General features: G+C 68.3%; 22 protein-coding genes. 8 read left to right on the top strand and 14 right to left on the bottom strand.

Features of this window, described 5'->3' with window-relative positions:
• Positions 1 to 53: 53 nt before the first annotated feature.
• The 5 genes from ABD116_RS01950 to ABD116_RS01930 all read right to left on the bottom strand — a co-directional run bounded on the left by ABD116_RS01950 (position 54) and on the right by ABD116_RS01930 (position 5,766).
• Positions 54 to 1,565, bottom strand: coding sequence for a precorrin-2 C(20)-methyltransferase (locus tag ABD116_RS01950; RefSeq protein ID WP_343964099.1), 1,512 nt, complete (start codon positions 1,563 to 1,565; stop codon positions 54 to 56).
• A complete protein-coding gene (locus ABD116_RS01945) occupies positions 1,562 to 2,197 on the bottom strand; it encodes a precorrin-8X methylmutase (RefSeq protein WP_343964097.1) in 636 nt (211 codons plus the stop codon). Before ABD116_RS01945 ends, ABD116_RS01950 begins: the two co-directional genes overlap by 4 nt.
• Positions 2,194 to 3,351, bottom strand: coding sequence for a precorrin-3B synthase (locus ABD116_RS01940; protein ID WP_343964095.1), 1,158 nt, complete (start codon positions 3,349 to 3,351; stop codon positions 2,194 to 2,196). The genes ABD116_RS01945 and ABD116_RS01940 overlap by 4 nt, the downstream gene beginning before the upstream one ends.
• 75 nt (positions 3,352 to 3,426) lie before the next feature.
• Positions 3,427 to 4,581: a N(5)-(carboxyethyl)ornithine synthase gene (locus ABD116_RS01935; protein WP_343964093.1), complete on the bottom strand. Its 1,155-nt coding sequence runs from the start codon at positions 4,579 to 4,581 to the stop codon at positions 3,427 to 3,429.
• Positions 4,582 to 4,596: 15 nt separating this feature from the next.
• A complete protein-coding gene (locus tag ABD116_RS01930) occupies positions 4,597 to 5,766 on the bottom strand; it encodes an MFS transporter (RefSeq protein WP_343964091.1) in 1,170 nt (389 codons plus the stop codon).
• A 162-nt stretch (positions 5,767 to 5,928) separates the two neighbouring features.
• On the opposite strand from ABD116_RS01930, the gene ABD116_RS01925 reads away from it, so the two are divergent.
• The 3 genes from ABD116_RS01925 to ABD116_RS01915 all read left to right on the top strand — a co-directional run bounded on the left by ABD116_RS01925 (position 5,929) and on the right by ABD116_RS01915 (position 8,569).
• Positions 5,929 to 6,408: a MarR family winged helix-turn-helix transcriptional regulator gene (locus ABD116_RS01925; protein ID WP_343964089.1), complete on the top strand. Its 480-nt coding sequence runs from the start codon at positions 5,929 to 5,931 to the stop codon at positions 6,406 to 6,408.
• A 77-nt stretch (positions 6,409 to 6,485) separates the two neighbouring features.
• Entirely contained in the window at positions 6,486 to 7,925 is a 1,440-nt protein-coding gene (locus ABD116_RS01920) for an MFS transporter (protein ID WP_343964087.1), read from the top strand.
• A 2-nt stretch (positions 7,926 to 7,927) separates the two neighbouring features.
• On the top strand, positions 7,928 to 8,569 hold the full coding sequence (locus ABD116_RS01915; protein ID WP_343964233.1) for a TMEM175 family protein: 642 nt from the start codon (positions 7,928 to 7,930) through the stop codon (positions 8,567 to 8,569).
• On the opposite strand, the gene ABD116_RS01910 is transcribed toward ABD116_RS01915, so the two are convergent.
• The 3 genes from ABD116_RS01910 to cobF form a co-directional block, all read right to left on the bottom strand.
• The gene (locus tag ABD116_RS01910; RefSeq protein WP_343964085.1) at positions 8,558 to 10,165 is read right to left on the bottom strand and encodes a carboxylesterase/lipase family protein; all 1,608 of its coding nucleotides are present in this window, start codon (positions 10,163 to 10,165) and stop codon (positions 8,558 to 8,560) included. The genes ABD116_RS01915 and ABD116_RS01910 overlap by 12 nt on opposite strands.
• Positions 10,166 to 10,242: 77 nt before the next feature.
• Complete coding sequence (locus ABD116_RS01905) at positions 10,243 to 11,325, bottom strand: chitinase (RefSeq protein ID WP_343964231.1); 1,083 nt, start codon at positions 11,323 to 11,325, stop codon at positions 10,243 to 10,245.
• A gap of 148 nt (positions 11,326 to 11,473) precedes the next feature.
• Complete coding sequence (gene cobF, locus ABD116_RS01900) at positions 11,474 to 12,235, bottom strand: precorrin-6A synthase (deacetylating) (RefSeq protein ID WP_343964083.1); 762 nt, start codon at positions 12,233 to 12,235, stop codon at positions 11,474 to 11,476.
• A gap of 83 nt (positions 12,236 to 12,318) precedes the next feature.
• Here cobF and ABD116_RS01895 point away from each other — a divergent pair, with 83 nt between their 5' ends.
• Together ABD116_RS01895 and ABD116_RS01890 are read left to right on the top strand one after the other, a co-directional pair.
• Positions 12,319 to 13,422, top strand: coding sequence for a DNA alkylation repair protein (locus ABD116_RS01895; RefSeq protein WP_343964081.1), 1,104 nt, complete (start codon positions 12,319 to 12,321; stop codon positions 13,420 to 13,422).
• Positions 13,419 to 13,805, top strand: coding sequence for a nuclear transport factor 2 family protein (locus ABD116_RS01890; RefSeq protein ID WP_343964079.1), 387 nt, complete (start codon positions 13,419 to 13,421; stop codon positions 13,803 to 13,805). The genes ABD116_RS01895 and ABD116_RS01890 overlap by 4 nt, the downstream gene beginning before the upstream one ends.
• Before the next feature lie 2 nt (positions 13,806 to 13,807).
• Here the strand turns inward: ABD116_RS01890 and ABD116_RS01885 are convergent, their stop codons facing one another.
• The gene (locus ABD116_RS01885; RefSeq protein WP_343964077.1) at positions 13,808 to 14,593 is read right to left on the bottom strand and encodes an inositol monophosphatase family protein; all 786 of its coding nucleotides are present in this window, start codon (positions 14,591 to 14,593) and stop codon (positions 13,808 to 13,810) included.
• Between the two features lie 105 nt (positions 14,594 to 14,698).
• Here ABD116_RS01885 and ABD116_RS01880 point away from each other — a divergent pair, with 105 nt between their 5' ends.
• The 3 genes from ABD116_RS01880 (at position 14,699) to ABD116_RS01870 (ending at position 16,993) form a co-directional block, all read left to right on the top strand.
• The gene (locus tag ABD116_RS01880; protein ID WP_343964075.1) at positions 14,699 to 15,349 is read left to right on the top strand and encodes a hypothetical protein; all 651 of its coding nucleotides are present in this window, start codon (positions 14,699 to 14,701) and stop codon (positions 15,347 to 15,349) included.
• A gap of 72 nt (positions 15,350 to 15,421) precedes the next feature.
• Positions 15,422 to 16,294, top strand: coding sequence for an LLM class F420-dependent oxidoreductase (locus ABD116_RS01875; RefSeq protein ID WP_343964073.1), 873 nt, complete (start codon positions 15,422 to 15,424; stop codon positions 16,292 to 16,294).
• Between the two features lie 78 nt (positions 16,295 to 16,372).
• Entirely contained in the window at positions 16,373 to 16,993 is a 621-nt protein-coding gene (locus ABD116_RS01870) for a TetR/AcrR family transcriptional regulator (protein WP_343964072.1), read from the top strand.
• Here ABD116_RS01870 and zwf read toward each other — a convergent pair.
• The 5 genes from zwf to ABD116_RS01845 form a co-directional block, all read right to left on the bottom strand.
• Positions 16,990 to 18,504: a glucose-6-phosphate dehydrogenase gene (gene zwf, locus ABD116_RS01865; protein WP_343964070.1), complete on the bottom strand. Its 1,515-nt coding sequence runs from the start codon at positions 18,502 to 18,504 to the stop codon at positions 16,990 to 16,992. The two genes, ABD116_RS01870 and zwf, sit on opposite strands and share 4 nt — an antisense overlap.
• A gap of 37 nt (positions 18,505 to 18,541) precedes the next feature.
• A complete protein-coding gene (locus tag ABD116_RS01860; protein ID WP_343964068.1) occupies positions 18,542 to 19,546 on the bottom strand; it encodes an alpha/beta fold hydrolase in 1,005 nt (334 codons plus the stop codon).
• A gap of 16 nt (positions 19,547 to 19,562) precedes the next feature.
• The gene (locus ABD116_RS01855) at positions 19,563 to 20,849 is read right to left on the bottom strand and encodes an epoxide hydrolase family protein (protein WP_343964066.1); all 1,287 of its coding nucleotides are present in this window, start codon (positions 20,847 to 20,849) and stop codon (positions 19,563 to 19,565) included.
• Positions 20,850 to 20,945: 96 nt separating this feature from the next.
• Positions 20,946 to 23,774, bottom strand: a complete 2,829-nt coding sequence (locus ABD116_RS01850; protein WP_343964064.1) for an AAA family ATPase — start codon at positions 23,772 to 23,774, stop codon at positions 20,946 to 20,948.
• Between the two features lie 191 nt (positions 23,775 to 23,965).
• Positions 23,966 to 24,979, bottom strand: coding sequence for an aldo/keto reductase (locus ABD116_RS01845; protein ID WP_343964062.1), 1,014 nt, complete (start codon positions 24,977 to 24,979; stop codon positions 23,966 to 23,968).
• Between the last annotated feature and the right edge of the window lie 61 nt (positions 24,980 to 25,040).

The following is a 25,040-nucleotide window of genomic DNA, read 5'->3' as shown; positions in this document are numbered from 1 at the left end:
TGCGGCGGGGGCCTACCCGGGAACCGGGCGACTCATGCGGGACTTCAGAGGAATTAACTATCTCCTGTATGCGGGTAGCGGCGGGGAGTGAAGACCAGTGGCCCGGCGGGGCGCGGCACAGTCTGGGTCTGCGACGAACCGATCAGCAGTAGGCACCGCATGTCGACGGTTGCCGGGTCCAGCTCGGCCAGCGTGGTGACAGTGACTGATTCGCTCGCACCGCCCACATCGCGGCCGACGATCACAGGGGTCGTCGGTGCGCGGTGCTCCAGCAGCAGATCACGCGTAGCGGCCACCTGCCACGTCCGGGACTTCGAGGCCGGGTTGTAGATCGCAATAGCGAGATCAGCGGCCGCTGCGGCGCTCAGGCGTGCAGCGATCACCTCCCACGGCTTGAGCCGGTCCGACAGCGACAACACGCAGTAGTCGTGGCCGAGGGGCGCACCGACCCGACTGGCCACCGCCTGCGCTGCAGTCATCCCTGGTAGCACGGTGACGGCGATATCGGCGTACTCCGGTTGCGAGGCGACCTCGGTGACCGCACTGGCCATCGCGAACACCCCTGGGTCGCCAGAGGAGACCACGACGACCCGCGAGCCCTTGCGGGCCAGGTCGAGGGCGAAGGCGGCCCGCTCGGACTCCACCTTGTTGTCCGACCCGTGCTTGCGTTGCCGGGCGCGGTCGGGCAGCCGGTCGACGTACGGGCCGTAGCCGATCAGGTCGTCGGCCTCGGCGATCGCATTGCGGACCTGTGGCGTCATCCACTCGGGCCCGGCCGGTCCTAGCCCCACCACCGTCACTGAGCCCTCTGCACTCACCGTGGGGGCTAGGGCCTCGGGTGCCGGGGTGTTGATCGGGCTGGGGAGCAGGGCGAGGGAGAAGTACGGCACTGAGTCCGGATCGACGTCTGTCAGGGGAGCGGTGCGCTGGGCGTCGGTGGTCGCGCGTTCGACGTACCAAGCCTCGTCTGCCCGGCCGGCGAGCTCGAAAGCCTCGCGTACGTTGGTGAAAGTCCTCCCGAGCTTCATGACGGCAGCAGCGTCGGTACTACGCAGCCGCTCGGCCAGCACCTCGGGCGGCAGCGTGCCCGGGAGGATCGTGAGGATCTCGTCGCGCTCACACAACGGCCGCCCGAGTACTGCGGCCGCTGCGCTCACCGAGGTCACCCCAGGCACCACCTCGCACGTGTAGCGGTCAGTGAGCCGCTTGTGCATGTGCATGTAGGACCCGTAGAACAACGGGTCGCCCTCAGCCAGTACTACGACGTTGCGCCCGGCATCGAGATGCGCCGCGAGCCGTGCGGCGCAGTCGGCGTAGAAGTCGTCCATGGCGCCCTGATAGCCGCCGGGGTGATCAGTGGTCTCCGTCGTCAGCGGGTACATCAACAGCTCTTCGACCTGACCGTCACGCAGGTACGGCGCTGCCACCGACCGCGCGATGCTCCGGCCGTGCCGCGCGCTGTGGTAGGCGATGACGTCCGCCTCACCGATCAGCCGGGCGGCCTTCACGGTCACGAGTTCGGGGTCGCCCGGGCCGAGCCCGACGCCCCAGAGCCGTCCGGTCATTCGTCCTCGCTCGCGATCGCGTTGACGGCGGCAGCGGTGATCGCGCTGCCACCCCGGCGGCCGCGGACGACCAGGTACTCGAGTCCCAGCTCGTTGGCGGCCAAGGCGTCCTTGGACTCGGCGGCGCCGATGAACCCGACCGGAATCCCGAGGATCGCGGCCGGTCGCGGAGCGCCGTCGCGGATCAGCTCGAGCAACCGGAACAACGCGGTCGGAGCGTTGCCGATGGCAACCACCGATCCGGCCATCCGGTCCGCCCACAGATCGATCGCGGCGGCACTCCTGGTGGTGGCGTGCTGCTGGGCGAGCTCGGGGACCGACGGATGGCTCAGCGTGCAGACGACGTCGTTGGCTGCAGGCAACCGCTTGCGGGTGACTCCCGCCGCGACCATCGACGCGTCGCAGAGGATCGGCGCGCCCGCCTGCAGCGCGGTGCGCGCGGCCTTGATCACTCCGTCGGAGAAGGCCAGATCCTGCACCAGATCCGTCATCCCGCAGGCATGAATCATCCGTACGGCGACCTGCGCCAGATCGGCCGGCAACCCGTCCAGCGCCGCCTCGGCCCGGATCGTCGCGAACGACTGCCGGTAGATCTCCGCTCCGTCGGCCACGTACTCGTACTTCTCGCTCACCTGTGTGCCCTCACTTCATCGACTCCCATCGCGACCCCATCGACCGCGTAACCGCCACCCCCGAGGGCAACCACGTCCAGAAACTCTCCACCGGGCTTCCCGCACCGCCGCTCACACCCGGACCAGTGCACCCGCCCACCGCCCGACCATCCCGGTACTACGCGCCGAGCGTCCCCCCGAACATCCCCCAATGCCTTCCCACACCCCGGCCGCCCCGCACACGAGGTAACCCCGTTCCAAGGCGACGCCTTCTCAAGCACCAGTCCCACCGCAGTCAGCCGCTGCACCGGCCCATTGCCGACCACCACGACCGACCGCCAAGGTGTAACCCGCACCTCATCCCCAGACTCGGCCAATGCCTCAGCCTGCTCCGCGCCAAGCACCCCAAGCGGAACAGTAGCTACAACCCCGCCTTCAAAGACCCCAGCCGCAGCAGGCCCGCGCCTGACGCCCACCGGAACCGCAGCGGGACTGCCATCAAGACCAAGCCGCTTCAGAACGAGCAGCGGCCCATCCTCCAACTCACCCAGCCGCCAAGCCTCAGACCCCTGCTCACCCCGCACAGCCAGGAACGCCTCCGCAGCAGCCACCATGACCTCGGCCACCCGCTCAACCGCTACCTGTACTCCAGTAGCGACCCCAGCAAGTAGCAACTCACCCCGTCCGCGATCGACCATCCGGACAGCGACATCTGGCTTGGAGGACTCCAGGTCCCCCCGCCCGTCGTCCAGCGCGAACAGGAAGCGACCAGGCAAGGCGGCGAGCCCCGGTGTAGCGCACAGCAGCCGGTCTAGCTCGCCAGCGAGCGGCAGTACGTCGTACAGGCTGTACTGGTCGAGCCCGGACAGAGGCGACGCGAGGATGTTCCGCACCCGCTCGTGCGTGATCGACGGGAGCAGCCCCGCCGCGTACAACCGCTCGGACACCTCCACCGGCGCCCCGGGCTGCAGCGCCCGGATCTGTACGTTCGCCCGTGACGTGAGCTCCAGGTGACCGTCACCCAGCTCCACGGCGGCCGCAGCGAGCACCCGCAGCTGCGAGGCGCTCAGCACCCCGCCAGGCAGCCGCACCCGGGCCAGCCCGCCATCGGCGGCCTCGTGCACAGCGAGAACGCCCGGACAGCGGTCCGGCACAGTTCTCTCAGGAGGCACCACGGCGTGATGCTACTTTCCCGCCCGTTGTCCCGCGCAGCAGCCCTCCAGCAGGCCGCCGCGCGGGCGTAGTACCGGCTAGAGGTGCGCGTGCGGGTGGATGGGGGAGCGGTGCTGGAAGGAGAGGATGCCCGGATTGCGGATCCGGCCGCCCTCGATCTCGATGGCGCGGTCGATCGTGGTGTCGGCGTGCCAGGACTCCGGTCCGTCGAGCACTGTCCGCAGATACGGCAGCAGGGCCTCGCTGATCTCCCAGCTGGCCGAGTTCCACAGGTACGACGGGGTGTGGTCGACGCCGTAGTACGTGATGTTCTCGCCGACCGTGAAGGTGGGCTCGGCGAAGCCGGTCGGGCGGGCCCAGCTGAAGCCCATCCCCAGGTCGCAGGAGACGTCGACGATCAGGCTGCCCGGCGCGAACTGGTCCAGGTCCTCCTCGATCAGGAACGTCAGCGGCGCGTCCGGATCCTGCAGCACGCAGTTCACGACGATGTCGTGCTGGGCCAGGAAGCCGGCCAGCGGCACCCGGTCGTCGTCGATCAGCGCGTGGCTGCGCCGCGGGTCGTTGCTGTCGTCGGCGTCCTCGTGGTCGAACTGGATCATCCGGGCGGAGTGGATCGGCGAGCTGACCGCCGCCACGCCACGCCCGGTCAGGACGTCGACGTCGTGGATCCCGTGCGCCGCCAGCGCGGTCACGGCGCCTCGCGCGGTCGCGCCGAAGCCGATCACCACCGCGTTGAGCCGGCGGCCGTAGTCACCGGTCGAGCCGATCATCTCCAGCGCGTGCAGCACCGAGCAGTAGCCGGCCAGCTCGTTGTTCTTGTGGAAGACGTGCAGGTTGAACCGGCCGTCGTCGGTCCAGTGGTTCATCGCCTCGAAGGCGATCAGGGTCAGCTCGCGGTCGATCGCGAGCTGGGTCACCTTGTCGTCCTGGACGCAGTGCGGCCAGCCCCACAGGGTCTGGCCGGTGCGGAACTCGGCCAGGTCCTCGTGCTGCGGCTTCGGCAGTAGTACGACGTCGGTCCTGGCGATCAGCTGTTCCCGGTCAAGGACGCCGGCTACGGACCGGGACAGCTCCACGTCGGAGATGCCGAACTTTTCGCCGTACCCGGACTCGAGGAAGATGCGCTGCCGCAGGTCGTCGTCGATACGTTCGAAATGATGCGGATGGATCGGCAGCCGATGCTCGTTCTCTTTGCGGGAACGGCCGATGACGCCGAGAGTTAACTGGTCCACGATGGGCCCCTTTGGTTACCGCCTGTCTAGCACAGATGCACTGACGACCAGCACCATCAGAAGCGCCGCAAGACCCCCGCAGAGCATCACAGTGGAGACACTGCCCGCGTCCACGACCAGCCCGCCGAGCAGCGCTCCAGTGGACAGAGTCGCCTGGAACGACGAGGTGAAGAGCACAGTGGCGGCCTCCCTGGCACCAGGAGCCGCCTGCGCGAACCACGTCATCGAGCAGACCGGTACTGCGCCATACCCGACTCCCCAGATGACCAGGAGAGCGGCTGCGGCAGTGGTGGTGTGGCCGAGTACGGGCAGCAGGAGGGTCGCCGCGGCGATGAGGGTCGCGCTGGTGATGAAGGTGGCTCGCAGGTGGTTGGCGGCCGTAGTACCGGCTAGGAAGTTGCCGGCCAGACCTGCTGCGCCGTAGAGGAGCAGTAGCTGGCTGATGTTGCTTGTGCCGGTGACGTCGCGCAAGAACGGAGTCACATAGGTATAGGGGCCGAAGTGGGCGGTGACGATCAAGCAGGTGGCGACCAGGGCGAGCTTCGTCTGCTTCAGGCGGAGCACATCCCGCAGTACAGCCACCCTGGTCACCTGCAGCGGCGGCAACGCCGGCACCACCGCTAGCAGCCCAGCCAGCACCCCGACGGCCGCCACCCCCAGTACTACGAATGGCACCCGCCACCCGAATCGCTCCCCAACGAAGGTCCCGGCCGGTACGCCCAGCACGGACCCCAACGGCACCGCACTGAAAATGACCGCCGTCGCCCGCACCACCCACCGCTCAGGCACCAACCGAGCGGCCAGCCCCGCCCCGATCGACCAGAACCCGCCGATCACCATCCCCACCATCACCCGCGCAACCAGCTCCACCCAGTACTGCGAAGCGCCCGCCGCCAGGAAGTCCGCACCCGCCAGCAACACCATCAACCCACCGAGCATCACCCGCCGATCCAGCCGCCCGGTCACGACCGTGATCACCGGCGCCGCAACCGCCGCCACCAACCCCGGCACCGTCATCAACAGCCCCGCCCGGCCGGCCGAGACCCTGAACTCGTCCGCCATCGGGCCCAGCAACCCGATCGGCAGAATCTCCGTGGTGACGATCAGGAAGATCCCCAGCGTCACCGCACCCACTCCCAGCCATCGGGGCCGCGTGCTGACGGACGGCGTATCCAATGCAGTCATCGCCCCAGTCCAGCCGCGCCGGAGCCGCCAAGCTCGCGATTTCACGCCACCCTGCTCGCTCCCGGCCACCAGGTCGCATTTCCGCCGATCGACGACGCCGGAGGCAAGTAGTTGATGTGACGAACCATCTGTCAGCGGATAATCCCGAGCTAGGATGAACGCATGGCTGAGACTCCGTTGCGCACCGTGCCCGACCTGACCGGGATGCTGATCCATGCCGGCCATGTCCTGGAGACCCAGCTGACCGCGGCGCTGGCGGAGATCGGGTTGACCCCCCGGATGCAGTGCGTGCTCGTGTACGCGCTCGAGGAGGAGCGGACCCAGATCCAGCTCGCGGAGCTCGCCTATCTCGACAAGACGACGATGGTCGGCACCGTGGACGCCTTGGAGAAGGCCGGTCTCGCCGAGCGCAAGCCGTCGGAGACCGACCGTCGTGCCCGGATCATCGCGGTCACCCCCGCGGGTGCCAAGGCTGCCGCGGACGGTCAGGAAGTCGTCGACAGAGTGCACGGTGAAGCGCTCGCCGCCCTCGCCGCCTCGCAGCGCGGGCCGTTCGCCGACGCTTTGGCCGAGCTTGTCGGCGGGCCGCTCGCCACCCCGGTCGAGGCGCAACCGGTACGCCGTCCGCGTCGGCGTACATGATCCGCTAAAAGATCGTCTACTACCGAACTATCTGTTAAGGTCGTACTTGTCCTGCCCTGCTGACAAGGAGACGACCGATGACCGCGACGATCGAGCCGACCAGCCACACCAGTCCTGCCCAGCCCGGGCGCGCCAGAGCGCTCGCCGTGCTCTGCGTGATGCAGCTGATGATCATCCTCGACGCCACCGTCGTGACGGTCGCGCTGCCGACCATCCAGAGCGACCTCGGCTTCAGCCAGGCCGGCCTCGCCTGGGTGATGAACTCGTACCTGATCGCCTTCGCCGGCCTCCTCCTGCTGGCCGGCCGGATCGGCGACCTGATCGGCAGCAAGCAGGTCTTCCTCGCCGGCCTGGCCGTCTTCACCGCGGCCTCGCTGCTCTGTGGAGTCGCCACCAGTTCCGAAGTACTGATCGCCGGCCGCTTCCTCCAAGGCGTCGGCGGCGCCTTGGCCTCCGCGGTGATCCTCGGCATGATCGTCGGCCTCTACCCGGCCCCGGCCGACCAGGCCCGCGCGATGGGCGTCTACGGCTTCACCTCCGCCGGCGGCGCTTCGATCGGCCTGATCCTCGGCGGAGTCATCACCCAGACGGTCGGCTGGCACTGGTCCTTCCTGATCAACGTGCCCATCGGCATCGTCTCCCTGGTTCTCGCCACCCGCCTGCTCAACAGCCGCCGTGGCCTGGGCCTCAGCAAAGGCGCCGACGTACTAGGCGCAGTCCTCGTCACCGCAGGCCTCTCACTGTCCGTCTACACCATCGTCCAGACCGCAGAGCCGACCGCAGACCTCCCGCGCACGCTAGTCCTCGCGGCAGCAGCGGTAGCCCTCCTCACCGCCTTCGTACTACGCCAGGCCCGCGCCGCTGAGCCACTGCTCTCACTCCACATCTTCCGCAACCGCCAGGTGACCACTGCCAACCTGGTAGTCGTCCTACTCTTCGCAGCCGGCTTCGGCTTCCAGTTCATGACTGCGCTCTACCTGCAGCGAGTACTGAGCTTCGACTCGCTCCACACCGGCCTGGCCTTCCTCCCCGCGCCGGTCCTGGGTGGAGTGATGTCCCTGTTCATCGGCCCCCGCCTGATCGCTCGCTTCGGCGCCCGCGCGCTCCTGTTGGTAGGCCTCACCGCCCTCCTCGCCGCACTGCTGGTGATGAGCCAAGCTCCAGTCAACGGCTCTTACCTCACCAACGTGGTGGCCCCACTCCTCCTCATGGGTGTCGGTAGCGGTGTGGGCATCCCCGCAGCGATCATGCTCGCCATGTCCGGCGCAGAGCCCGGCGATGCCGGGCTGGCCTCCGGACTCAACAACACCGCCCAGCAAGCAGGCGCAGCAGTCGGTACTGCGGTACTCGCAACGCTGGCCGCCTCGCGCACCGCTGGACGGGTGGCCGATGGAGCGACCACGATCACCGCACTGCGGGACGGCTACAGCATCGCGTTCGTTGCCGCGTCCGCCTTTGTCGTCGTGGCACTGCTCGTCGGTACGACACTCCTGCTGCGCTACCGTGGTCGCCCGTGAGCATGACGAGGAACCCCGACCGGCTGGTGCTCTTCACCGACGCAGTGGTCGCGATCGCGGTGACCCTGTTGATCCTCCCGCTGGTGGAAGTCGTCACCGAGGTGGCCAAGGCGCAGTCGGAAGCGAACAACGGTCAGGCCGCCGATCCGTTCGCGGTGATCCAGGAGAACCAGCCGGCCATCTTGTCGTTCCTGCTGAGCTTCGTGGTGATCGGGCGGTTCTGGCTGGTTCACCATGGCGTCTTCGAGCACGTCAAGGCCTACAACGGCATGCTGGTCCGGCTGAACATGCTCTGGCTGCTCTGCATCGTGGTGCTGCCGTTCCCGACCGAGATCATCGGCCAGTTCACCAGCGACACCTTCTCGGCGGCCTTCTACTCCGGCACCCTGGTCGTGCTCGCCGCGACCCAGACGGCGCTCACGCTGCTCGTCCACGGGCACAAGGAGCTGGAGGCCGACGACAACCCCGTCACCGACCGCGAGATCGTCGGCTCCATCGCCTTCCTCGGCTGCGCGGTGGCCGCGTTCCTTCTCGCGCTGGTGCCGGGGGTACGTCTCTACGGCTTGCTCGCGCTGATCCCGAGCGGTTGGATCGCCAAACTCGTCAGCAGTCAGCGCGAGCGCCGTACTCCGTCAGTCGCCTAGACCGGCCCAGAAGCCGCAGTAGTGCTCGGCCCGCAGATCGACCTTCTTGATGCCGCCCTGGTCGGTCGGCGCGAGTGAGAGGCCGGTGACGGCCTTCTTGCCTGCCGGTGCCCAGTACGGCCGGTCAGGACCGTTCGGGTTGCCGGTGCGAGCGAAGGCCGTCCAGTAGTCGATCATCTGCTCCGACAGCCGCTTCTGCGCATCCGTCATCGGGAACTCGTACCCGCCAAGGCTGAACAGGTACGGCAACTCCGTAGCGTGTGCCGCGCCCTGTCCCGGCTGGGAGAGCGGCGAATGCTTGTCGGCGAACTCGTACGCGTACACGGGGACCTTCCGAGCCGCCTGCTGATCGTTGGCGACCTGCGTGCACGACCAGATCCGATCAGTGGTCACCACAGTCCAAGCAGCAGCTGTCGACCCGTACTTCGACAGCGGGTACTGCCTCAGCACCTTCTGGGCATCAGCCACGCCGACCATGTCGGTCACCAGTCGCGGGTAGTCGGCATCGGTGAGTACCCCACCGTTGAATGCGCTCAACCACGCCGATGCCTCGTCATGGTTGTTGCCGGACAGTAAGGGCACCCGGTGGAACAGCCCGGCCTTCATCGCCTTGGCCGGACTCAGCGGCAACACCGCAGTGCCGCCGTAGGCAATCTGCGTGAAGTTCAGCGTGTCCTCGACCAGTACTGCGGGGTCTGCCGCGCGCAGGCAGTCCAGACTCGGTTGTCCAGCTTTGCAGCCGAGCTTGGCCGCGTTGTCGGCCGCCCACTCCTTACCGTTCTGCTGCACGGTGCTCTGCGAGACCCACGGCGAATCAGCCGCCTGCCCCGGGTACTGACTGTTGGCGGCCCAGTTGAAGGCGCAGGAGCCGCTCTGCATCACTGCCTTGGAGAAGAGGCCGGTGGAGGTCGGTGAGGTGAGCTGGGCGCACACACTCATGCCACCGGCGGACTCGCCCGCCACGGTGACGTTGCGCGGGTCGCCGCCGAAGGCCCGGGCGTTGCGCTGGACCCAGCGGAGGGCCGCCTGTTGGTCCTGGATGCCGTAGGTGCCGGAGGCGGGCAGCCCCGGGTAGCCGAAGAAGCCGAAGATCCCCAGCCGGTAGTTGACCGTGACAACGATGACGTTGCCGCGGGCAGCCATCTTCGAGGCCTCGTAGCTATTTCCCGCGCCAGAGAAGAATCCGCCGCCGGGAATCCAGACGACCACCGCACGCGGCTTCGCGGACTGCTGGGCCGGCCTGGTGACATTCAGGTAGAGGCAGTCCTCGTTGCTGGAGCCGCCAGGCGCTTCCGGGTTGTCCCCTTGCGGGCAGGCGCTGGACAGCTTGGTCGCGTCCCGCACGCCCGTCCACGGCTGGGTGGGTTGCGGGGGCCGCCAACGCAACGCGTGCACCGGCGGGGCGGCGTACGGGATGCCGTTGAACACCTCGGTCGTCGCTGTCGTCAGCCCGCGCACCTGCCCGTTGTCGGTCCGTACGACGGGACCGGGGGTGGCTGCGGGTTGGGATGCCGTGGCCTGGTTGACAAGTAGTGCGGCCGGCAGCAGCGCGAAGGCTGCTGCCAGCGACACCTTCCTGCGAATAGTTGTCCTCATGCCGTGCAGCCTCTGCCAGGTCGTACAGACCCCGCTTCGGCCGCACGGCCACTACGGCTACACCTTTGGTCTAGGGGTCAGCAGTAAAGGTTGCTGCCGGGGGAGACCCCGAGGATGCCGGTGATGCGGTTGTAGGCGTCCACTCGGCTCTGTACCTGGCCCGGGTTGCCGCCGTTGCATTCGATCGAGCCGTTGATGCTGCGGATGGTCTCGCCGAAGCCGGCGCCGTTGACCATCGCGTTGTGCGGCGTCATCGTGCCCGGACCGGACTGAGTGTTCCAGTACCAGAGGCTGGCCTTCCAGGAGACCGTCGCGTTCTGCTCGACCTGGTAGGGGTTTCCGAGCAGGTCGATGCCGAGGTAGTCGCCGGCGGCCTTGTAGTTGAAGTTGTGGCTCAGCTGCAGCGGACCGCGGCCGTAGTACGCCGACTGGCCGGCCGGGCAGCCGTACGGGAGCTCCGGGTGGCAGTAGTTCGGGTAGTTCGCGGTGTTGATCTCCTTGATGTAGACCAGCCCGCCGGTCTCGTGGTTCACGTTGGCCAGGAAGGCAGCTGCCTCACGCTTCTTGGTGGCGTCGTCGCCGGTGGTGGTGAAGCCGGGGAAGGCTGCGGCCGCGGCGACCAGGCCGGAGTAGGTGTAGAACGAGTTGCGGCTCGGGAACATCGAGTTGAACTGCGACTCGGTCACCGGGAAGCTGCCGGTCGGCGGCGGATCCGTCGGCCCGCCGTTGCAGGTGTAGGGATCCCAGAACCAGGTGCTGATGGTCGGGTCGTAGCCGGGGTTGTCGTGTTCGGCGATGTAGTACAGGCCGTTGGTGTACTTGACGATGTTGCCGGTGACGTAGTTGGCGCCGGCCACCCAGTTCGGGTAGTTGCAGGCCGGCGGGGTGGTGCCGCCATCGCAGCTGAACGGGTCCCAGAACCAGGTGCTGATGGTCGGGTCGTAGCCGGGGTTGTCGTGTTCGGCGATGTAGTACAGGCCGTTGGTGTACTTGACGACGTTCCCGGTGACGTAGTTGGCGCCGGCCACCCAGTTCGGGTAGTTGCAGGCCGTCGTCGCGGTGGGGGCTTGCACGCGGGCTTCCGCGGGCGCCGTGACGAGCATGGACAGCACGACTCCGAGGGCCGCGAGGACCGGCAGAACGCGCACGAAACGAGGCATCTTCACGATGGCACTCCTCTGTCCTGACCTGGCGCAGTGGGGGCGCGCGCCAAAGGTCATGGGGGCGGGTGGACACCGAACAAGCTAGATCCACCGGCCAGCGAGCAGAAGAGCGTGCGCTCTAGATTTTCTAAAGAACCTTTGGTAATTATTTTGAGCGGCGGCGCAACAAATACGTGTCCATGATCCAGCCCTTGCGCCGGCGCGCTTCCGCACGCGCCTCGACGATCTGCTCGGACACCTCGGACAGCGGTCCGGCGATCAGGATCTCGTCCGGCGTGCCGAGGTAGGCGCCCCAGTAGATGTCGGCATCCTGATCCGTGTGCCGGCTGAAGGCGGTCTGCGCGTCGAGCATCACCACGACGTCGGCGACGTCATCGGGCCAGCTCTTCGCCAGCCGTCGGCCGGTGGTGATCTCGATCGGCTTGCCGACCTGGTTGAGGCCGACCCGGTGCCGGGCCGCGAGGGCGGAGACGCTGCTGATGCCGGGGATGACCTCGATCTCGAAGGTCAGCTCGCCGCGGGCCAGGATGTCGTCGAGGATCGCCAGCGTGCTGTCGTACAAGGACGGGTCGCCCCAGACGAGGAAGGCGCCGGTCTGGCCGTCTTCGAGCTCCTTGGCGATCAGGTCCGCGCAGACGTCCGCGCGGCGGCGGCGCCAGTCGTCGACGGACTCGACGTACGCGTCGCTGCCGCGGTCGCGCTCGGGGTCCCGGCCGAAGACGACCCGGTACTCGCGGTCACCCGCGTGCCGTCGCAGGATCTCCTCGCGCAGGTCGACCAACTCCTGCTTGACCTCGCCTTTGTCGAGGACGAAGAACACGTCGACCGCGGTGAGTGCCTTCACGGCCTGCATCGTCACGTGGTCCGGATCGCCGGCGCCTACCCCGATGACCTTCAGCTGCATCATGGCGCCGACAGTAGTAGGCAGGCCGGGTTTGGCTGCCTGCCCAGTTACTGCTAATTTGAAAGTAACTTCGTCGAGAGGTCCCCGTGCCCACTGCGGAAGAAATGCTCAGCACTGCGGCTGTGGTCGCCCTCGGCGCCTGCCTTCGCCGGGCGGCCCCTTCGCTGGAGCTGGCTACGGTGGCCGCGGCACCTGCTGAGTTGGCCGGCCTGGCCTTCAGTGAGCGCGGCCGGCTGGTGCGGGACGCCTTGCTGGCCGATCTGCCCACGGAGTACGGGGCGATGGAGAAGATCTTCCGGGCGGCGCTCGACGATCCCGGCTTCACCGGCTGGATGATCTGGCCGGTCACCGAGGCTGTCGCTGTCCGGGCGGTCGCTGATGACGAGCTCGAGGCGGGCCTTGCCTTGATCGCCGCGCTGACGCCGCGGCTGACCGGTGAGTTCGCGCTGCGGACCTTCCTGGCGGCGGAGCTGGATCGCACACTGGCGGTCGTACTCGAGTGGACTCGGCATCCGGATGAGCATGTACGGCGGCTGGCGAGCGAAGGGACCCGGGCGCGACTGCCCTGGGCCAAGCGGGTGCCCGGGCTGATCGAGCGGCCCGACGTGACGCGGCCGATCCTCGAGGCGCTGCGGCGCGACGAATCGGAGTACGTCCGCCGCTCGGTCGCCAACCACCTCAACGACCTGAGCCGGCTCGACCCTGCCCTGGCGGTCGCGATCGCCGGTGAGTGGCTGGCTTCGCCGGTGCCGAGTACCACGCGGCTCGTACGGCATGCGTTGCGTACCTTGATCAAGGCGGCTGACCCGGGAGCCCTTGCGTTGTTGGGGTTTGAGCCACCTGCGGGGCTGGTGGTGGACGGGCCGCTGGTCGCAGTACCGGCTGTTGCCGTGGGGGAGTCGCTGGCTTTCGAGTTCAGTGCGCACAACCGCGGCGACGGCGAGTTGCGGCTGGCGATCGACTACGTCGTCCACCACGTCAAGGCGAACGGGACGCTCGCGCCGAAGGTCTTCAAGCTCACCACCCGGACGCTCGCGCCGGGGGAGTCGGCGACGATCGCCAGACAACACTCGTTCAAGCCGATCTCGACCCGCCGGTACTACGCCGGCGAGCACGCGCTCGAACTCCAGATCAACGGCCGGACCTTCGGCCGCTCCTCCTTCACCCTCTCCACGGAAGGCAACCGATGACCATCCCCACCCCGCCCGACCCGACCGCCGCCGACCACGCGAAGCACCTCCCGCACTCGATCGTGACCTACCTGCGCGAGGCGGACCCGGCCCACCGGGCCAACGCCCACGACCTCCTGTCGGCCTTCACCCCCGACGCCGTTGTGGTCGACGAAGAAACCACCTACACCGGCCACGACGAGATCCACCGCTGGCGCGACACCGCCGCCACCGAATACACCTACACCGTCGAGCTGACCCACGTGGAAAAGCTCGACGAGACCCACTACGTCACCACCAACCACCTGGAAGGCGACTTCCCCGGCGGCGTGGTCGACCTCATCTACCGCTTCACCCTCGACCCCGAAACCAGCCTGATCACCCACCTCGAGATCGCTCCGTAGTCCTAGAGAAGGTGGCGCGCGACGATCTCGAGCAGAGTCGCGTGAGTGCCGGCATCGGCGGCGGCGATCACTCCCAGGCCTGAGTGCAGAGGTTGTCCGCGTAGGTCGGTGACGATGCAGCCGGCCGCGCGGCACAAGGCCAGCCCTGCCGTGAAGTGCACGCTGTCGCGGAGATCTCCGTCGGTCACGTACGCGGCGCGCCGGCCCGCCGCCACCCAGGCGACGGCCAAGGTGGTCGACAGGACCCGCTGACCGAACGCCTGCCGGAACGCGGGATCGGTCAGCAACCTCGACCCGAGCAAGTCGCCATCGGTGATCGGGTCGAGGTTGACGTCGACGAGCCGCGAGTCCGCCGAGGGTGCGATCGGAAGGTCGGATCCCTCCCGGCGGACGCTCGCAGTTGCTCCATCGGTCCAGAAGGTCTCGCCGGCGATCGGATCCGCGACGGCGGCGACGGCTGTCTCCGGGCCGTCCCGCAAGGCGACGTTGACCGAGAAGAGCGGAGTCCTGGCAGCGAAGTTGAGCGTCCCGCACAGCGGGTCGACGAGCCAGCGCCTCGGGGCGGTACCGTCGTCACTGGCACCGGTCTCCTCGCCCACGATCGCATCCTGCGGCCTGGCCCGCCGGATCAGCTCGAGAATCTCCTGCTCGGCGGCGAGATCCGTGTCGGTAGCGAAGTCCGTCGCCGACTTGTCGTGCCGGACGACCGCGGCACCGTACTGCGCCCGTACCACCGCGGCCCCCGCCTCCGCCGCCGCGACCGCCACCTCGAGATCAGACTCAGTCATCCCTCCATCCAACCCGGTGGCTGCCCGATGGTGAAGGGGGCCCGGCCCTGGATGCGGCGTGAAGGGAACTGTTGCCGATGGCCACGAATTCCTAGGGTCGCCATCATGACTTCCAAACTCGCTCTGCTCAAGCCACGGGGACTGCCCCGCTCGACCGGGGTGGCGGCTGCCGTGGGCGCGCTGGTGGTGCTCGGCGGCGGCATGCTGGTGGCCTCGGCCGCCGAACCCGCGACGACCACGATCCACGCCTGCGTCGACAAGAACTTCGGCGACCTCCGCGTGATCGACCCCGCCAAGGGCGGCTCCTGCCGCTTCTACGAGAACCCCACCTCCTGGAACCAGCAGGGCCCCAAGGGCGACCCGGGCACCCCCGGTGCCGCGGGTGCGCCCGGCGCTCCCGGTGCCAAGGGCGAGAAGGGTGACAAGGGAGACCAGGGCCCGAAGGGCGACCCGGCGGACAGCGTCGGCGTCACCGTCTCCGCCCCCGTACTGGTGAAGCAGGCCTTCAAACCAGGCGAGCGGCACTCCTGGGAGGCCCTCTGCCCGGCCGGCCAGGTTGTGGTCAGCGGTGGGCACTCAGGCGACTCGAACAGCGGCGAAGGTCTGATCTTCTCCGACTCGGAGCCCTTGTACTTCGCGCAAGGCTGGAAGGTCGAGGCGACCTACACCGGCACCCAGAGCAACGTCCAGGGCTATGCCTTCGCCCTCTGCGCAGTCGGCCACAGCACCGCGACACCGGGCGGCGGTGCAGGCTGACCCGCCGCAGACCGTTTGAATGAGGCCGTTCCGGGGTGTTGGCTGGAGAAAAACGCCCCGGAAGGACCCTCGATGGACATCGGTCTGCAGATTCCTGACTTCACCTGGCCGAACGGCGCGGCCGCGCTCGGCGCCGAGCTCGCCGCAGTGGCTGAGACCGCCGATCGGGCCGGCTTCAGCCACTTGGCCGTGATGGACCACTTCTTCCAGATCCGCGGTGTCGGCCCCGCGGATCACGACATGCTCGAGGCCTACACGACGCTCGGATTCCTCGCCGCGCAGACCGAGCGGGTCAAACTCTTCACGCTGATCACCGGCGTGCACTACCGCCACCCCGGCCTGCTGGCCAAGGCGGTGACGACGCTCGACGTACTGTCCGGCGGCCGCGCCATGATCGGCATCGGCGCCGGCTGGAACGAGGAGGAGTCCCGCGGGCTCGGCTTCGACTTCCCGCCGGTCGCGGAGCGGTTCGAGCGGCTGGAGGAGACGCTCAAGTACCTGCAGCAGATGTGGTCCGACGAGGACAAGCCGTTCGAGGGCAAGCACTACCAGGCCGAGCGGCTGCTGAACGTCCCGCAGGCGCTGAGCAAGCCGCACCCGCCGATCATGGTCGGCGGCGGGGGAGAGAAGAAGACGCTCCGCCTGGTCGCGCAGTACGCGCAGTCCTGCAACCTGTTCAACACCCCCGAGCTCGAGCACAAGCTCGACGTCCTCAAACAGCACTGCGAGGACGTCGGCCGCGACTACGCCGAGATCACCAAGACCGTCTACCAGACCCTCGACGCCGGTACGAACGGTGAGAAGACCCAAGAGCTGATCGACGAGCTGGGCCGTCTCCACACCCTCGGCTTCGACGCCGCCATCGGCAGCATCCCGCAAGCCCCCGACCTAGAAGCCGTAGAACGCATCGGCAGTGAGGTGATCCCCGCAGCCGCCCGCTTCTGAACTGCACGACCGGATCAGCCGGCGATCACTGCCACGCCGAGACGGCTGCCGTCCATCTGCGTGACTAGGGTTGGCCGTATGGAGCGAGTGCTGACGGCCAAAGGTGCGGCGACCCGGCAACGGATCGTCGAGGGCGCCGCGCTGCTTGTTCGCGATCGTGGGGTCGCCAACGTCGGGCTCGATGACATCTGCGCGTCCACTGCGACGAGCAAGAGTCAGCTCTTCCACTACTTCCCCGATGGCAAGGCCGACCTGATGCTCGCCGTCGTCAGGTACGAAGCGGAGCAGGTGATCACCGACCAGCTGCCCCAGCTCGCCGACCTCACCACCTGGCGCAAGTGGCAGGCCTGGCGCCGTCGCGTCATCCAGATCTACGACGCGCAACGGGCCGCCTGCCCGCTCCGGGCGCTGACCACCCAGCTCGGCACGGCGGATCCGGCCACCCGTGAGGTCGTCGACGGGCTGACCGACACCTGGGCGGCCTACCTGGCGGCCGGCGTCCAAGCGCTGAAGGACGCAGGGGAGATCGACCCGCGCATCGACGTACAGAAGACGGCCAACTCGATCCTTGCTGCCGTCACCGGCGGTGCGACCCTGCTGCAGTCGACCAACCGCCTCAGCTACCTCGAAGACGCCCTCACCGAGGCCCTCGACAACATGCGACGCCCGAGGAACCAGTACGTCGCCGGAGGAGGCTAGTCCCCGTCAGCCGCGGGCTTGCCCTCGCGCCACTCGCGTTCGAACGGCAGCCGCCAAGCATGCGGCGCGATCAGCTGGTGGATGGCGTTCGGCCCCCAGGTACCGGGTGCGTACGTCTTCACCGGCGGCGGGTCCTCCAGCAGCAGCGTCGAGTTCTCCCACAGCGACTCGATGCCCTCGGCCGTCGTGAACAGCGTGTGGTCGCCGCGCATAGCGTCGAGGATCAGCCGCTCGTACGCCTCCAGCACATCGCCCGCGGTCTCCGTCTCCTGCGTCGAGAACTGCATCGACAACTTCTCCAGCCGCATCCCCGGACCGGGCCGCTTGCCGTAGAAGGACAGCGACACCCGCGACGAGTCGGCCAGGTCGAAGGTCAGGTGGTCCGGCCCCTGCGACCCGACCCCGGAGCCGGACGGGAACATGGTCTTCGGTGCTTCCTTGAAGGCGATCGAGATGATCCGCATCCCCTCGGCCATCTTCTTGCCGGTCCGCAGATAGAACGGCACGCCGGCCCAGCGCCAGTTGTCGATCCCGACCTTCATCGCGATGAACGTCTCGGTGTCGGAGTCCGGTGCGACGCCCTCCTCGCTGCGGTAGCCGCCGTACTGGCCGCGGACCACGTCCGACGGCTGGATCGGCAGCATCGAGCGGAAGACCTTGTTCTTCTCCTCCGAGATGGCCCGTGGCTCCAGCGCCGTCGGCGGCTCCATCGCGACGAACGCGAGCACCTGCAGGACATGCGTGACGACCATGTCCTTGAACGCGCCGGTCGGCTCGTAGAAGGTGGCCCGCTGGTCCAGTCCGAGCGACTCGGGGATGTCGATCTGGATGTGGTCGATGAAGTTGCGGTTCCAGATCGGCTCGAACAGCCCGTTGGCGAACCGGAAGGCGAGGATGTTCTGCGCCGCCTCCTTGCCGAGGAAGTGGTCGATCCGGAAGATCTGCGACTCGTCGAAGGTCTCGTGGACGAAGTCGTTCAGCTCGATCGCCGACTGCAGGTTGTCGCCGAACGGCTTCTCCATCACCACCCGGGCCCGGTCGACCAGGTCGGCGTCGCGCAGCATCTGGATCACCGAGCGGGCGGCCTTCGGCGGTACCGACAGGTAGTGCAGCCGGCAGGTGTCCGGCCCGAGCACGGTCTCGGCCGTCTTGACGGCGGCGGCGAGCGCGCCCGGGCCCTCCTTGGTCGAGACGTACTCCAGCCGCTCCGAGAACTGCGCCCACTCGTCCTCGGTGATCTTGTGCGTGCCGTAGGTGTCCACCGCGAGCCGGGCCCGGGCCCGGAACTCGTCCGAGCTGAGCTCCTCCATCGCGGTCCCGATGATCCGTACGTCCGGCGCGAACCGCGACTGCTGCAGGTATGCCAGCCCCGGCAGCAGCTTGCGCTTGGCCAGGTCGCCGGTCGCCCCGAACAGGACGATCACATGCGGCGCGAGCGGCTCCAGATCACGCCGCGACGGTCGCGCCCCCGGCGCGGGATAGGCGATCGTCTGGGTACGTGAATCGGGCATTCTCAGGTCCTCCTACGGACGACGCGGCAAACCTTGATCAGTGTAGGCGCGCCGCCTCGAGGATCGCCTTCACGAACGCACGTGGCTTCTCCTGCGGCAGGTTGTGCCCAGCACCCTGTACTACGTGATGCACCCGGGGACCTGTGAAGTGGAAGGCCGAAGGTTTCCCATCCGTCCATGGAAAGTTGCCGTCGTCTTTGCCGTCGAGCGTGACGGCCGGGACCGTGATCGGCGGCTGCTTGCGGAGCTGGGCCTCCAGCGCGTCGTACCGGGGGTCGCCGGGCTCGGTCAGCCGGCGGTGGCGGTACACGTGCAGGACCACGGCGACGTAGTCCGGGTTGGTCATCAGGGAGGCGGCCCGGTCGAGGTCGGCCTCGGTGTAGTCCCAGGTGGGGGAGTTCTTGGTCCAGACGACCCGGGCGATCTCCTTGCGGTTCTGGGTCAGGCCGTTCTTGCCGCGCTCGGTGGTGAAGTAGTCGAAGTACCACTGGGCCGCCTCGACCGCCGGAGCCGCAGGGATCACTGCGAGCTTGGGGTCGAGGTTCTGGACCAGGTAGCTGTTCACCGAGACCAGTGCGACGCAGCGCTCCGGCCACAGGGCCGCTGCGACGCATAGACCGCGGCCACCCCAGTCATACCCGGCGAAGATGGCCTTGGGGATCTGCAGCGCGTCCATGAAGGCGATCCAGTCCGACCCGAGCGCTGCCTGCTGCCCGGAGCGGAAGGTGTCGGCGGACACGAACGTCGTCTCCCCGTGTCCCCGCAGGAACGGCGTGAGCACCCGGTACCCGGCCCGCACCAGCTCGGGCACCACATGCGTGAACGCATACGGGCTGTAGGGCCAGCCATGCCCGAGCAGTACCACGGGTCCACCGGCCGGGCCGGACTCGTAGTACGCGATGTCAAGCAGGTCGGTCTGCACGTGCCGCAGCCGCCCGAGGCCGCCCACTGCTACAGGTGCAGCGCTGGCGATGCCCGGTACTACGGCAGCCGCGGCGGCGCCCGCCCCGACCACCTTGCTGAAGGTCCTTCTGCTGATCATGAAAAGCAGTCCTCTCTCAACGCAGGGAACGGAACGCGGCGCGGATCTCGCGGCTGAACAGCTCGGGCTCTTCCCAGGCGGCGAAGTGGCCGCCCTTGTCGACCTCGTTGAAGTAGATGAGGTTGTGGTACGCCTGATCGGCCCAGCTGCGCGGGGTCTGGTAGATCTCGCCCGGGAAGACCGTGATCGCGGCCGGGATCGAGATGTCGACGGCGTTGAAGTTGTTCTCGCCGTTCTCCAGGTAGAGCTGCGACGAGGACACGGCCGTGTTGGTGACCCAGTACAGGGTGATGTCGTCGAGCATCTCGTCCTTGGTCAGCGACCGCTCCGGGTCGCCGCCGCTGTAGGTCCACTGCGCGAACTTGTCGTACATCCACGCGGCCAGCCCGGCCGGCGAGTCAGTCAGGCCGTAGCCGAGCGTCTGCGGGCGGGTCGCCATCATCGCGGAGTACCCGGTGTTCAGCGTGTAGAAGGTCTTCAACGTGTCGAAGGCCTTCTTCTCCACCGGACCGAGCCCGGCCGGCGCCGGATCACCGTCGTTGAGCGCCTTGGCGACGTCCGGCGGCACGGTGGCCGGCATGTTGACGTGGATGCCGAGCAGCCCGGGGAAGGCCCGGCGGGCCATCTTGTCCGAGACGACCGCACCCCAGTCACCGCCCTGCGACACGTACTGCGAGTAGCCCAGCCGCTTCATCAGTACGTCCCAGGCGAGCCCGATCCGGTCCGCGTTCCAGCCCTTCGCCGTCGGCCGCTCGGAGAACCCGTAGCCGGGCATCGACGGGATGACCAGGTGGAACGCGTCCGCCGCGCGGCCGCCGTACGAGGTGGGGTCAGTGAGGGGGCCGATCACCTTCTGCAGCTCGAGGATCGAGCCGGGCCAGCCGTGCGTGATGATCAGGGGCAGCGCGTTCGCGTGCTTCGAGCGGATGTGGGTGAAGTGGATGTCGAGGCCGTCGATCTTGGTGACGAACTGAGGCTGCGCATTGAGCCTGCGCTCGACCTTGCGCCAGTCGTAGCGCGTCCCCCAGTAGTGGACGAGCTCCTGGAGCTTGGCGAGCTGGACGCCTTGGGACTGGTCGGCGACCGTCTCCTTGGCGGGCCAGCGGGTCGCCTTGATCCGGTGACGCAGGTCGGCGAGCACATAGTCGGGCACGTTCACCTTGTACTTCCGGATGGCGGTGTCCGTTGCTGCTGCTTCGGGGCCGGCCAGCGCTTCGGTGCTGGAGAGGGCTGCTGTGGAAGCCACCGTGACGGCAGCGGCTGAGGTGGCGAGGAAGGCCCGCCGCGACGGTTGTTCGGGCATGGGATGTCTCCTACGGATAGTCAGCGCACTTACGCCTGACAACCTAGGAAGGACCGACCGTCCGCCGCGCCCGTCAGATGACGCTGCTGGTGTACGTCACCCTGGCGAATTCCGCAGTACGGCGGGCAAATCAGCGCGCGACGTGATGCCGAGCTTGGGGAAGATGCGGTGCAGGTGGGTGCTGACGGTTCGGTGCGAGAGGTAGAGGCGCTGGCCGATCTCGCGGTTGGTCAGGCCCTCGGCTGCCAGTTGGGCGATGCTCAGCTCGTGCGGGGTGAGTTGCTCGCGCGCATCCGGCGTACGGCGTGGGCTGGTCTCGCCTGCGGCGCGTAGCTCGCTGCGGGCCCGCTCGCTCCAGGGGATGAGGCCTAGCGCGTCGAAGGTCTCACGTGCGGCCCGTAGGTGGACGCGGGACTCCGCTGCTCGGCGGTGGCGGCGCAACCACTCGCCGAAGGCCAGGTGCAGTCGCCCGCGCTCCAGGGGCCAGCCGGTGAGGTCACCGGCCAGCGCGGCCAGGAATAGCTTCTCTGCGTCGTCGTCGCTGGCCAGTGCGGCGCGGGCGTAGCGCAGGCCTATGTGTAGGGAGGGGGAGCCGGTCTGCTGGGCATCCTTCTCCAGCCTCTGGATGATCTTGCGTGCTGCGTCCTCCTGGCCGCAGCGGATCGCTGCCTCGGTCAGGTCGGCTATCAGGTAGCAGCGCAGGGCTAGCTGGTAGGACGGCTCGGTCAGGTCGAACACGCGGTGCAGGTCGGCGAAGGCGTCGGCGTGGCGGCCCTCGCCCAGGGCGGACAGGCCACGGGCTAGCTGGACGGTGGCGAGGATGGGGCGGGCGCCTGCGGCTAGGGCGACCTGCTCTGCCTCGGCGATCAGGTTGGCGGCTTCGGCGTACAGGCCGCGGAGGGCTGCGATCTCGGCCTGGGCGGAGAGTGCGAAGCCGTACATGAAGATTTGGTGGGTTTCCTTGGCCAGCCGGGCTGCTTCCTCGGCGGCGGGCAGTGCGACGTCGAGGTTGCCCAGACGGGTGGCGCTGCAGGCGTGCACGGCCAGGGCGCGGGCGAGTAGGCCTAGCCGGCCTTGCGCCCGTAGACCGGCTGCGGCGGAGGCGGAGAACCTGGCGGCCAGCTCGAAGGCGCCGATCTGCAGGGCGGCGCTGCCGAGGAATCGCTCGACCTCGGGGTCGCCGCCGGTCTGTCCGGCGAGTTCCATCAGGCCGGCGGCGACGGCCTTGCCGCGCTCGATCGGGGCGACGTAGGCGAGGATGGCGATCAGGCGCGGGTCGTGTTCGTCGAGCGGGAGACTGTCGGCGACGTCGAGCAGATGCTGGCGCGCCTCCGGGCCGGGCTCAGCCCAGAAGCACCGCATCCCCGCACCCCACAGGATCCGCATCGCCAGATCCAGATCGCCGTCCTCAAAAACCGACCGCGCCAACTTCGCCAGCTCGATCGGCCCCGCCGTGTCGTCGACCAGCCCGTCATCGAAACTGCTCCGGATCCAGGTAGCCCGCGCCCGATGCTGGAACGACAGCTCCTCCCTGGACGCCTCGGCGAGCAGCCGCTCCACCAGATCCGACCGCCCCGCCTCCACCCCCAGATCAGCCGCCCGCAGCAACCGATCAGCGCGCAACTCACCACTCTCACTCAGCCGAGCAGCCTCCTCCAACCCAGCAATAGCCGCCCCAACCCCACCCCGATACCGAGCCCGCTCAGCCGCCTCAACCAGTACCCCCGCAATCCCCTCATCAGCCGTTGTCGCGGCGGCCGCGAGATGCCAGACCTGCCGTTCGGGATCCTTCTGCAGCGCATCCGCCAGCGCTCGATGCGCGGCGCGGTGCTCAGCTGCGGTTGCCGCTTGAACGATCGCCGACCGCATCAAGGGATGCCGAAACGCCAACCGTCCACCCACGGCCAGCCAGGCACCGCCTTGCCCGCTGCTGCCCTGGCCGGACTCGCCCTGCCCAGCGCTGCCGCGCCCGGCCACGTTCGCCCCGGCTACGTTCGCCCCGGCTCCGCCTAGCGCGGCTTCGATCAGCCCGGCCTCGGCGGCCGGCGTGAGCGTCTCGGCGCCTACCGGCGCGCCGCTGAGCGCGGCGCTTGCGGCTTCGAACATCTCGCTGAGGGAGCCGCGATCGTTGAGTGCGGCAACCAGCAGGCACATCCGGGTGTCCGCGGGCAGCGTGGAGATCCGGGCGCCGAAGGCGCGCTCCAACCGGGTGTTCAGCGGCAAGGTGGCCTTGAGCAACGAGTCTGCCTGGATGGTGGCGGGTAGCTCGGCCAGGGCCAGCGGGTTGCCTGCCGCCTCGGACAGCAGGCGCTTGCGGACGGACGGGTCGAGCGTCGGAGCGACCTCGTCGAGGAGGGTGGATGCGACGTCGTCGGTGAGGGGCTCGAGGTGGAGGGAGGGCAGTTCGGTGTCCAGTTGGCTGGGGACGCCGTCCCGGACGGTGGCGAGCAGGACGATCGGCTCCGAGTCGAGGCGGCGTGCGACGAAGGCGAGTACGTCGGCGCTTGCTTGGTCGAGCCAGTGAGCATCCTCGGCGAGCAGCAGGAGCGGCGTACCGGTGTCGGAGAGGAGGTTGAGCGCTGCCATTCCGACCAGGTAGAGGTCCGGGATGTCGCCATCGGCGAGGCAGAGCGCGATTCGGAGGGCTTCGCGTTGCGATCCGGGCAGTGCGTCGATTCCCTTGCGGACGGGGTGCAGTAGCTGGTGCAGGCCGGCGTACGGGAAGTTCTGCTCGGACTCCGAGCCCGTGACGGCCAGGACCTTCGCACCGGCCGCCCTGGCCTGCGTGGCGGCCTCGGCGGCCAGTGCGGACTTCCCGATACCAGCGGCACCGCGGATCACCAGGGCGCCACCGGACTCGGTGATCCCGGCAACAAGCGCGCTCAGCCGTTCCTGCTCTGCCGTCCGCCCGAGGAGTGTCCGCACGCTGCCGAGTGTGGCATGCCAGAACAAAGCTCAAGAACTACTGGTAAGACCTTCATAAGACCCACATGTCAGCATCAGGCCAACCCGTCCGCGCACCGGTCAGCCCAACCTAGCCTCGGCGTATGCACCTCCGGCACAGCTTCCTGGCCCTCGCCCTCGCGGCCCTCGCCTTCACCGCGCCGGCGGAGGGGTCAGCGTCGGCGGAGGTGGGGGTGCTCGATCGCCGGCGGGGTGGCGTTGTAGTTGTCGGCTGGGTCCAGCTCCGTGCCGGGCGGGACGATCTCGTCGATCCGGTCAAGCACGTCCCCGGACAGGTCGAACTCAGCTGCCGGTAGCAGACTGTCGAGCTGCTCCTGGGTGCGCGGGCCGATCAGTACGGACGTCACCGCCGGGTGCGCCCGGGCGAACGCGATAGCCAGCTGAGGCAGCGTCATCCCGGCCTCTGCAGCAAGCGCGCTGAGCTTGCCCACAGCGGCCGCCTTCGCAGCACCAGTCACAGTGGTGGGGTCGTAGTGGTTGGGCCGGGTCGACGCCCGGTGGGACGACGTCAGGTCCGCCCGGCCCGACAGCCAGCCGCCATTGAGCGGGCTGAAGACCAGTACGCCGAGGTCGTGCCGCTGCGTCACCGGGAAGACCGATGCCTCCGGGCGCCGGGTGAAGATCGAGTACATGAGCTGCTCGGTCAGGAACCGGTGCGTACTCCGCCGCTCCGCGGCCCACTGCGCCTCGACGATCGTCTCGGCCGGGAACATCGACGACCCGAACGCCCGGATCTTGCCCGCCTGGACGAGGTCGGACAGCGCGGACAACGTCTCGGCGACGTCCGTGTCATGGTCCGGCCGGTGGAGCTGGTACAGGTCGAGGTGATCCGTGCCGAGCCGGCGCAGGCTGTTCTCGACCGACTGGATGATCCACCGGCGGGAGGCGCCGCGCTGGTTCGGGTCGGTGCCCATCGGCAGGCCGAACTTGCTGGCCAGTACGACGTCGTCGCGCCGGTCGCGGATCGCCGTACCGACGATCTCCTCGGACTCGCCGGCCGAGTAGACGTCAGCGGTGTCGATCAGGTTGATGCCGGCGTCGAGGGCGGAATGGATGATCCGGACCGAGTCCTCGTGGTCCGGATTGCCCATCGCGCCGAACATCATCGCGCCGAGGCTGAGCTCGCTGACCGAGATGCCGGTGCCGCCGAGAGTTCTGCGGTTCATGGGAATGCCTTTCTGTCGATACTTCGATCAGACCACCGGCGGGCGGGGAAGCGTGAGCCTG

It is taken from the genome of Kribbella koreensis (assembly GCF_039525325.1).
Lineage (GTDB): Bacteria > Actinomycetota > Actinomycetes > Propionibacteriales > Kribbellaceae > Kribbella > Kribbella koreensis.
The sequence above is the reverse complement of the archived record's forward strand: the minus strand, read 5'-3'. Positions and strand labels throughout refer to the sequence as shown.

Excerpts from the sequence above, each read along its gene's own strand:
- ABD116_RS01885 (WP_343964077.1), bottom strand. The coding sequence starts at position 14,593 with ATGACTGAGTCTGATCTCGAGGTGGCGGTCGCGGCGGCGGAGGCGGGG.
- ABD116_RS01845 (WP_343964062.1), bottom strand. The coding sequence starts at position 24,979 with ATGAACCGCAGAACTCTCGGCGGCACCGGCATCTCGGTCAGCGAGCTC.
- ABD116_RS01880 (WP_343964075.1), top strand. The coding sequence starts at position 14,699 with ATGACTTCCAAACTCGCTCTGCTCAAGCCACGGGGACTGCCCCGCTCG.
- ABD116_RS01875 (WP_343964073.1), top strand. The coding sequence starts at position 15,422 with ATGGACATCGGTCTGCAGATTCCTGACTTCACCTGGCCGAACGGCGCG.
- ABD116_RS01915 (WP_343964233.1), top strand. The coding sequence starts at position 7,928 with ATGACGAGGAACCCCGACCGGCTGGTGCTCTTCACCGACGCAGTGGTC.
- ABD116_RS01910 (WP_343964085.1), bottom strand. The coding sequence starts at position 10,165 with ATGAGGACAACTATTCGCAGGAAGGTGTCGCTGGCAGCAGCCTTCGCG.
- ABD116_RS01890 (WP_343964079.1), top strand. The coding sequence starts at position 13,419 with ATGACCATCCCCACCCCGCCCGACCCGACCGCCGCCGACCACGCGAAG.
- ABD116_RS01920 (WP_343964087.1), top strand. The coding sequence starts at position 6,486 with ATGACCGCGACGATCGAGCCGACCAGCCACACCAGTCCTGCCCAGCCC.
- ABD116_RS01905 (WP_343964231.1), bottom strand. The coding sequence starts at position 11,325 with ATGCCTCGTTTCGTGCGCGTTCTGCCGGTCCTCGCGGCCCTCGGAGTC.
- ABD116_RS01925 (WP_343964089.1), top strand. The coding sequence starts at position 5,929 with ATGGCTGAGACTCCGTTGCGCACCGTGCCCGACCTGACCGGGATGCTG.
- ABD116_RS01860 (WP_343964068.1), bottom strand. The coding sequence starts at position 19,546 with ATGATCAGCAGAAGGACCTTCAGCAAGGTGGTCGGGGCGGGCGCCGCC.
- ABD116_RS01930 (WP_343964091.1), bottom strand. The coding sequence starts at position 5,766 with ATGACTGCATTGGATACGCCGTCCGTCAGCACGCGGCCCCGATGGCTG.
- ABD116_RS01950 (WP_343964099.1), bottom strand. The coding sequence starts at position 1,565 with ATGACCGGACGGCTCTGGGGCGTCGGGCTCGGCCCGGGCGACCCCGAA.
- ABD116_RS01855 (WP_343964066.1), bottom strand. The coding sequence starts at position 20,849 with ATGCCCGAACAACCGTCGCGGCGGGCCTTCCTCGCCACCTCAGCCGCT.
- cobF (WP_343964083.1), bottom strand. The coding sequence starts at position 12,235 with ATGATGCAGCTGAAGGTCATCGGGGTAGGCGCCGGCGATCCGGACCAC.
- ABD116_RS01870 (WP_343964072.1), top strand. The coding sequence starts at position 16,373 with ATGGAGCGAGTGCTGACGGCCAAAGGTGCGGCGACCCGGCAACGGATC.
- zwf (WP_343964070.1), bottom strand. The coding sequence starts at position 18,504 with ATGCCCGATTCACGTACCCAGACGATCGCCTATCCCGCGCCGGGGGCG.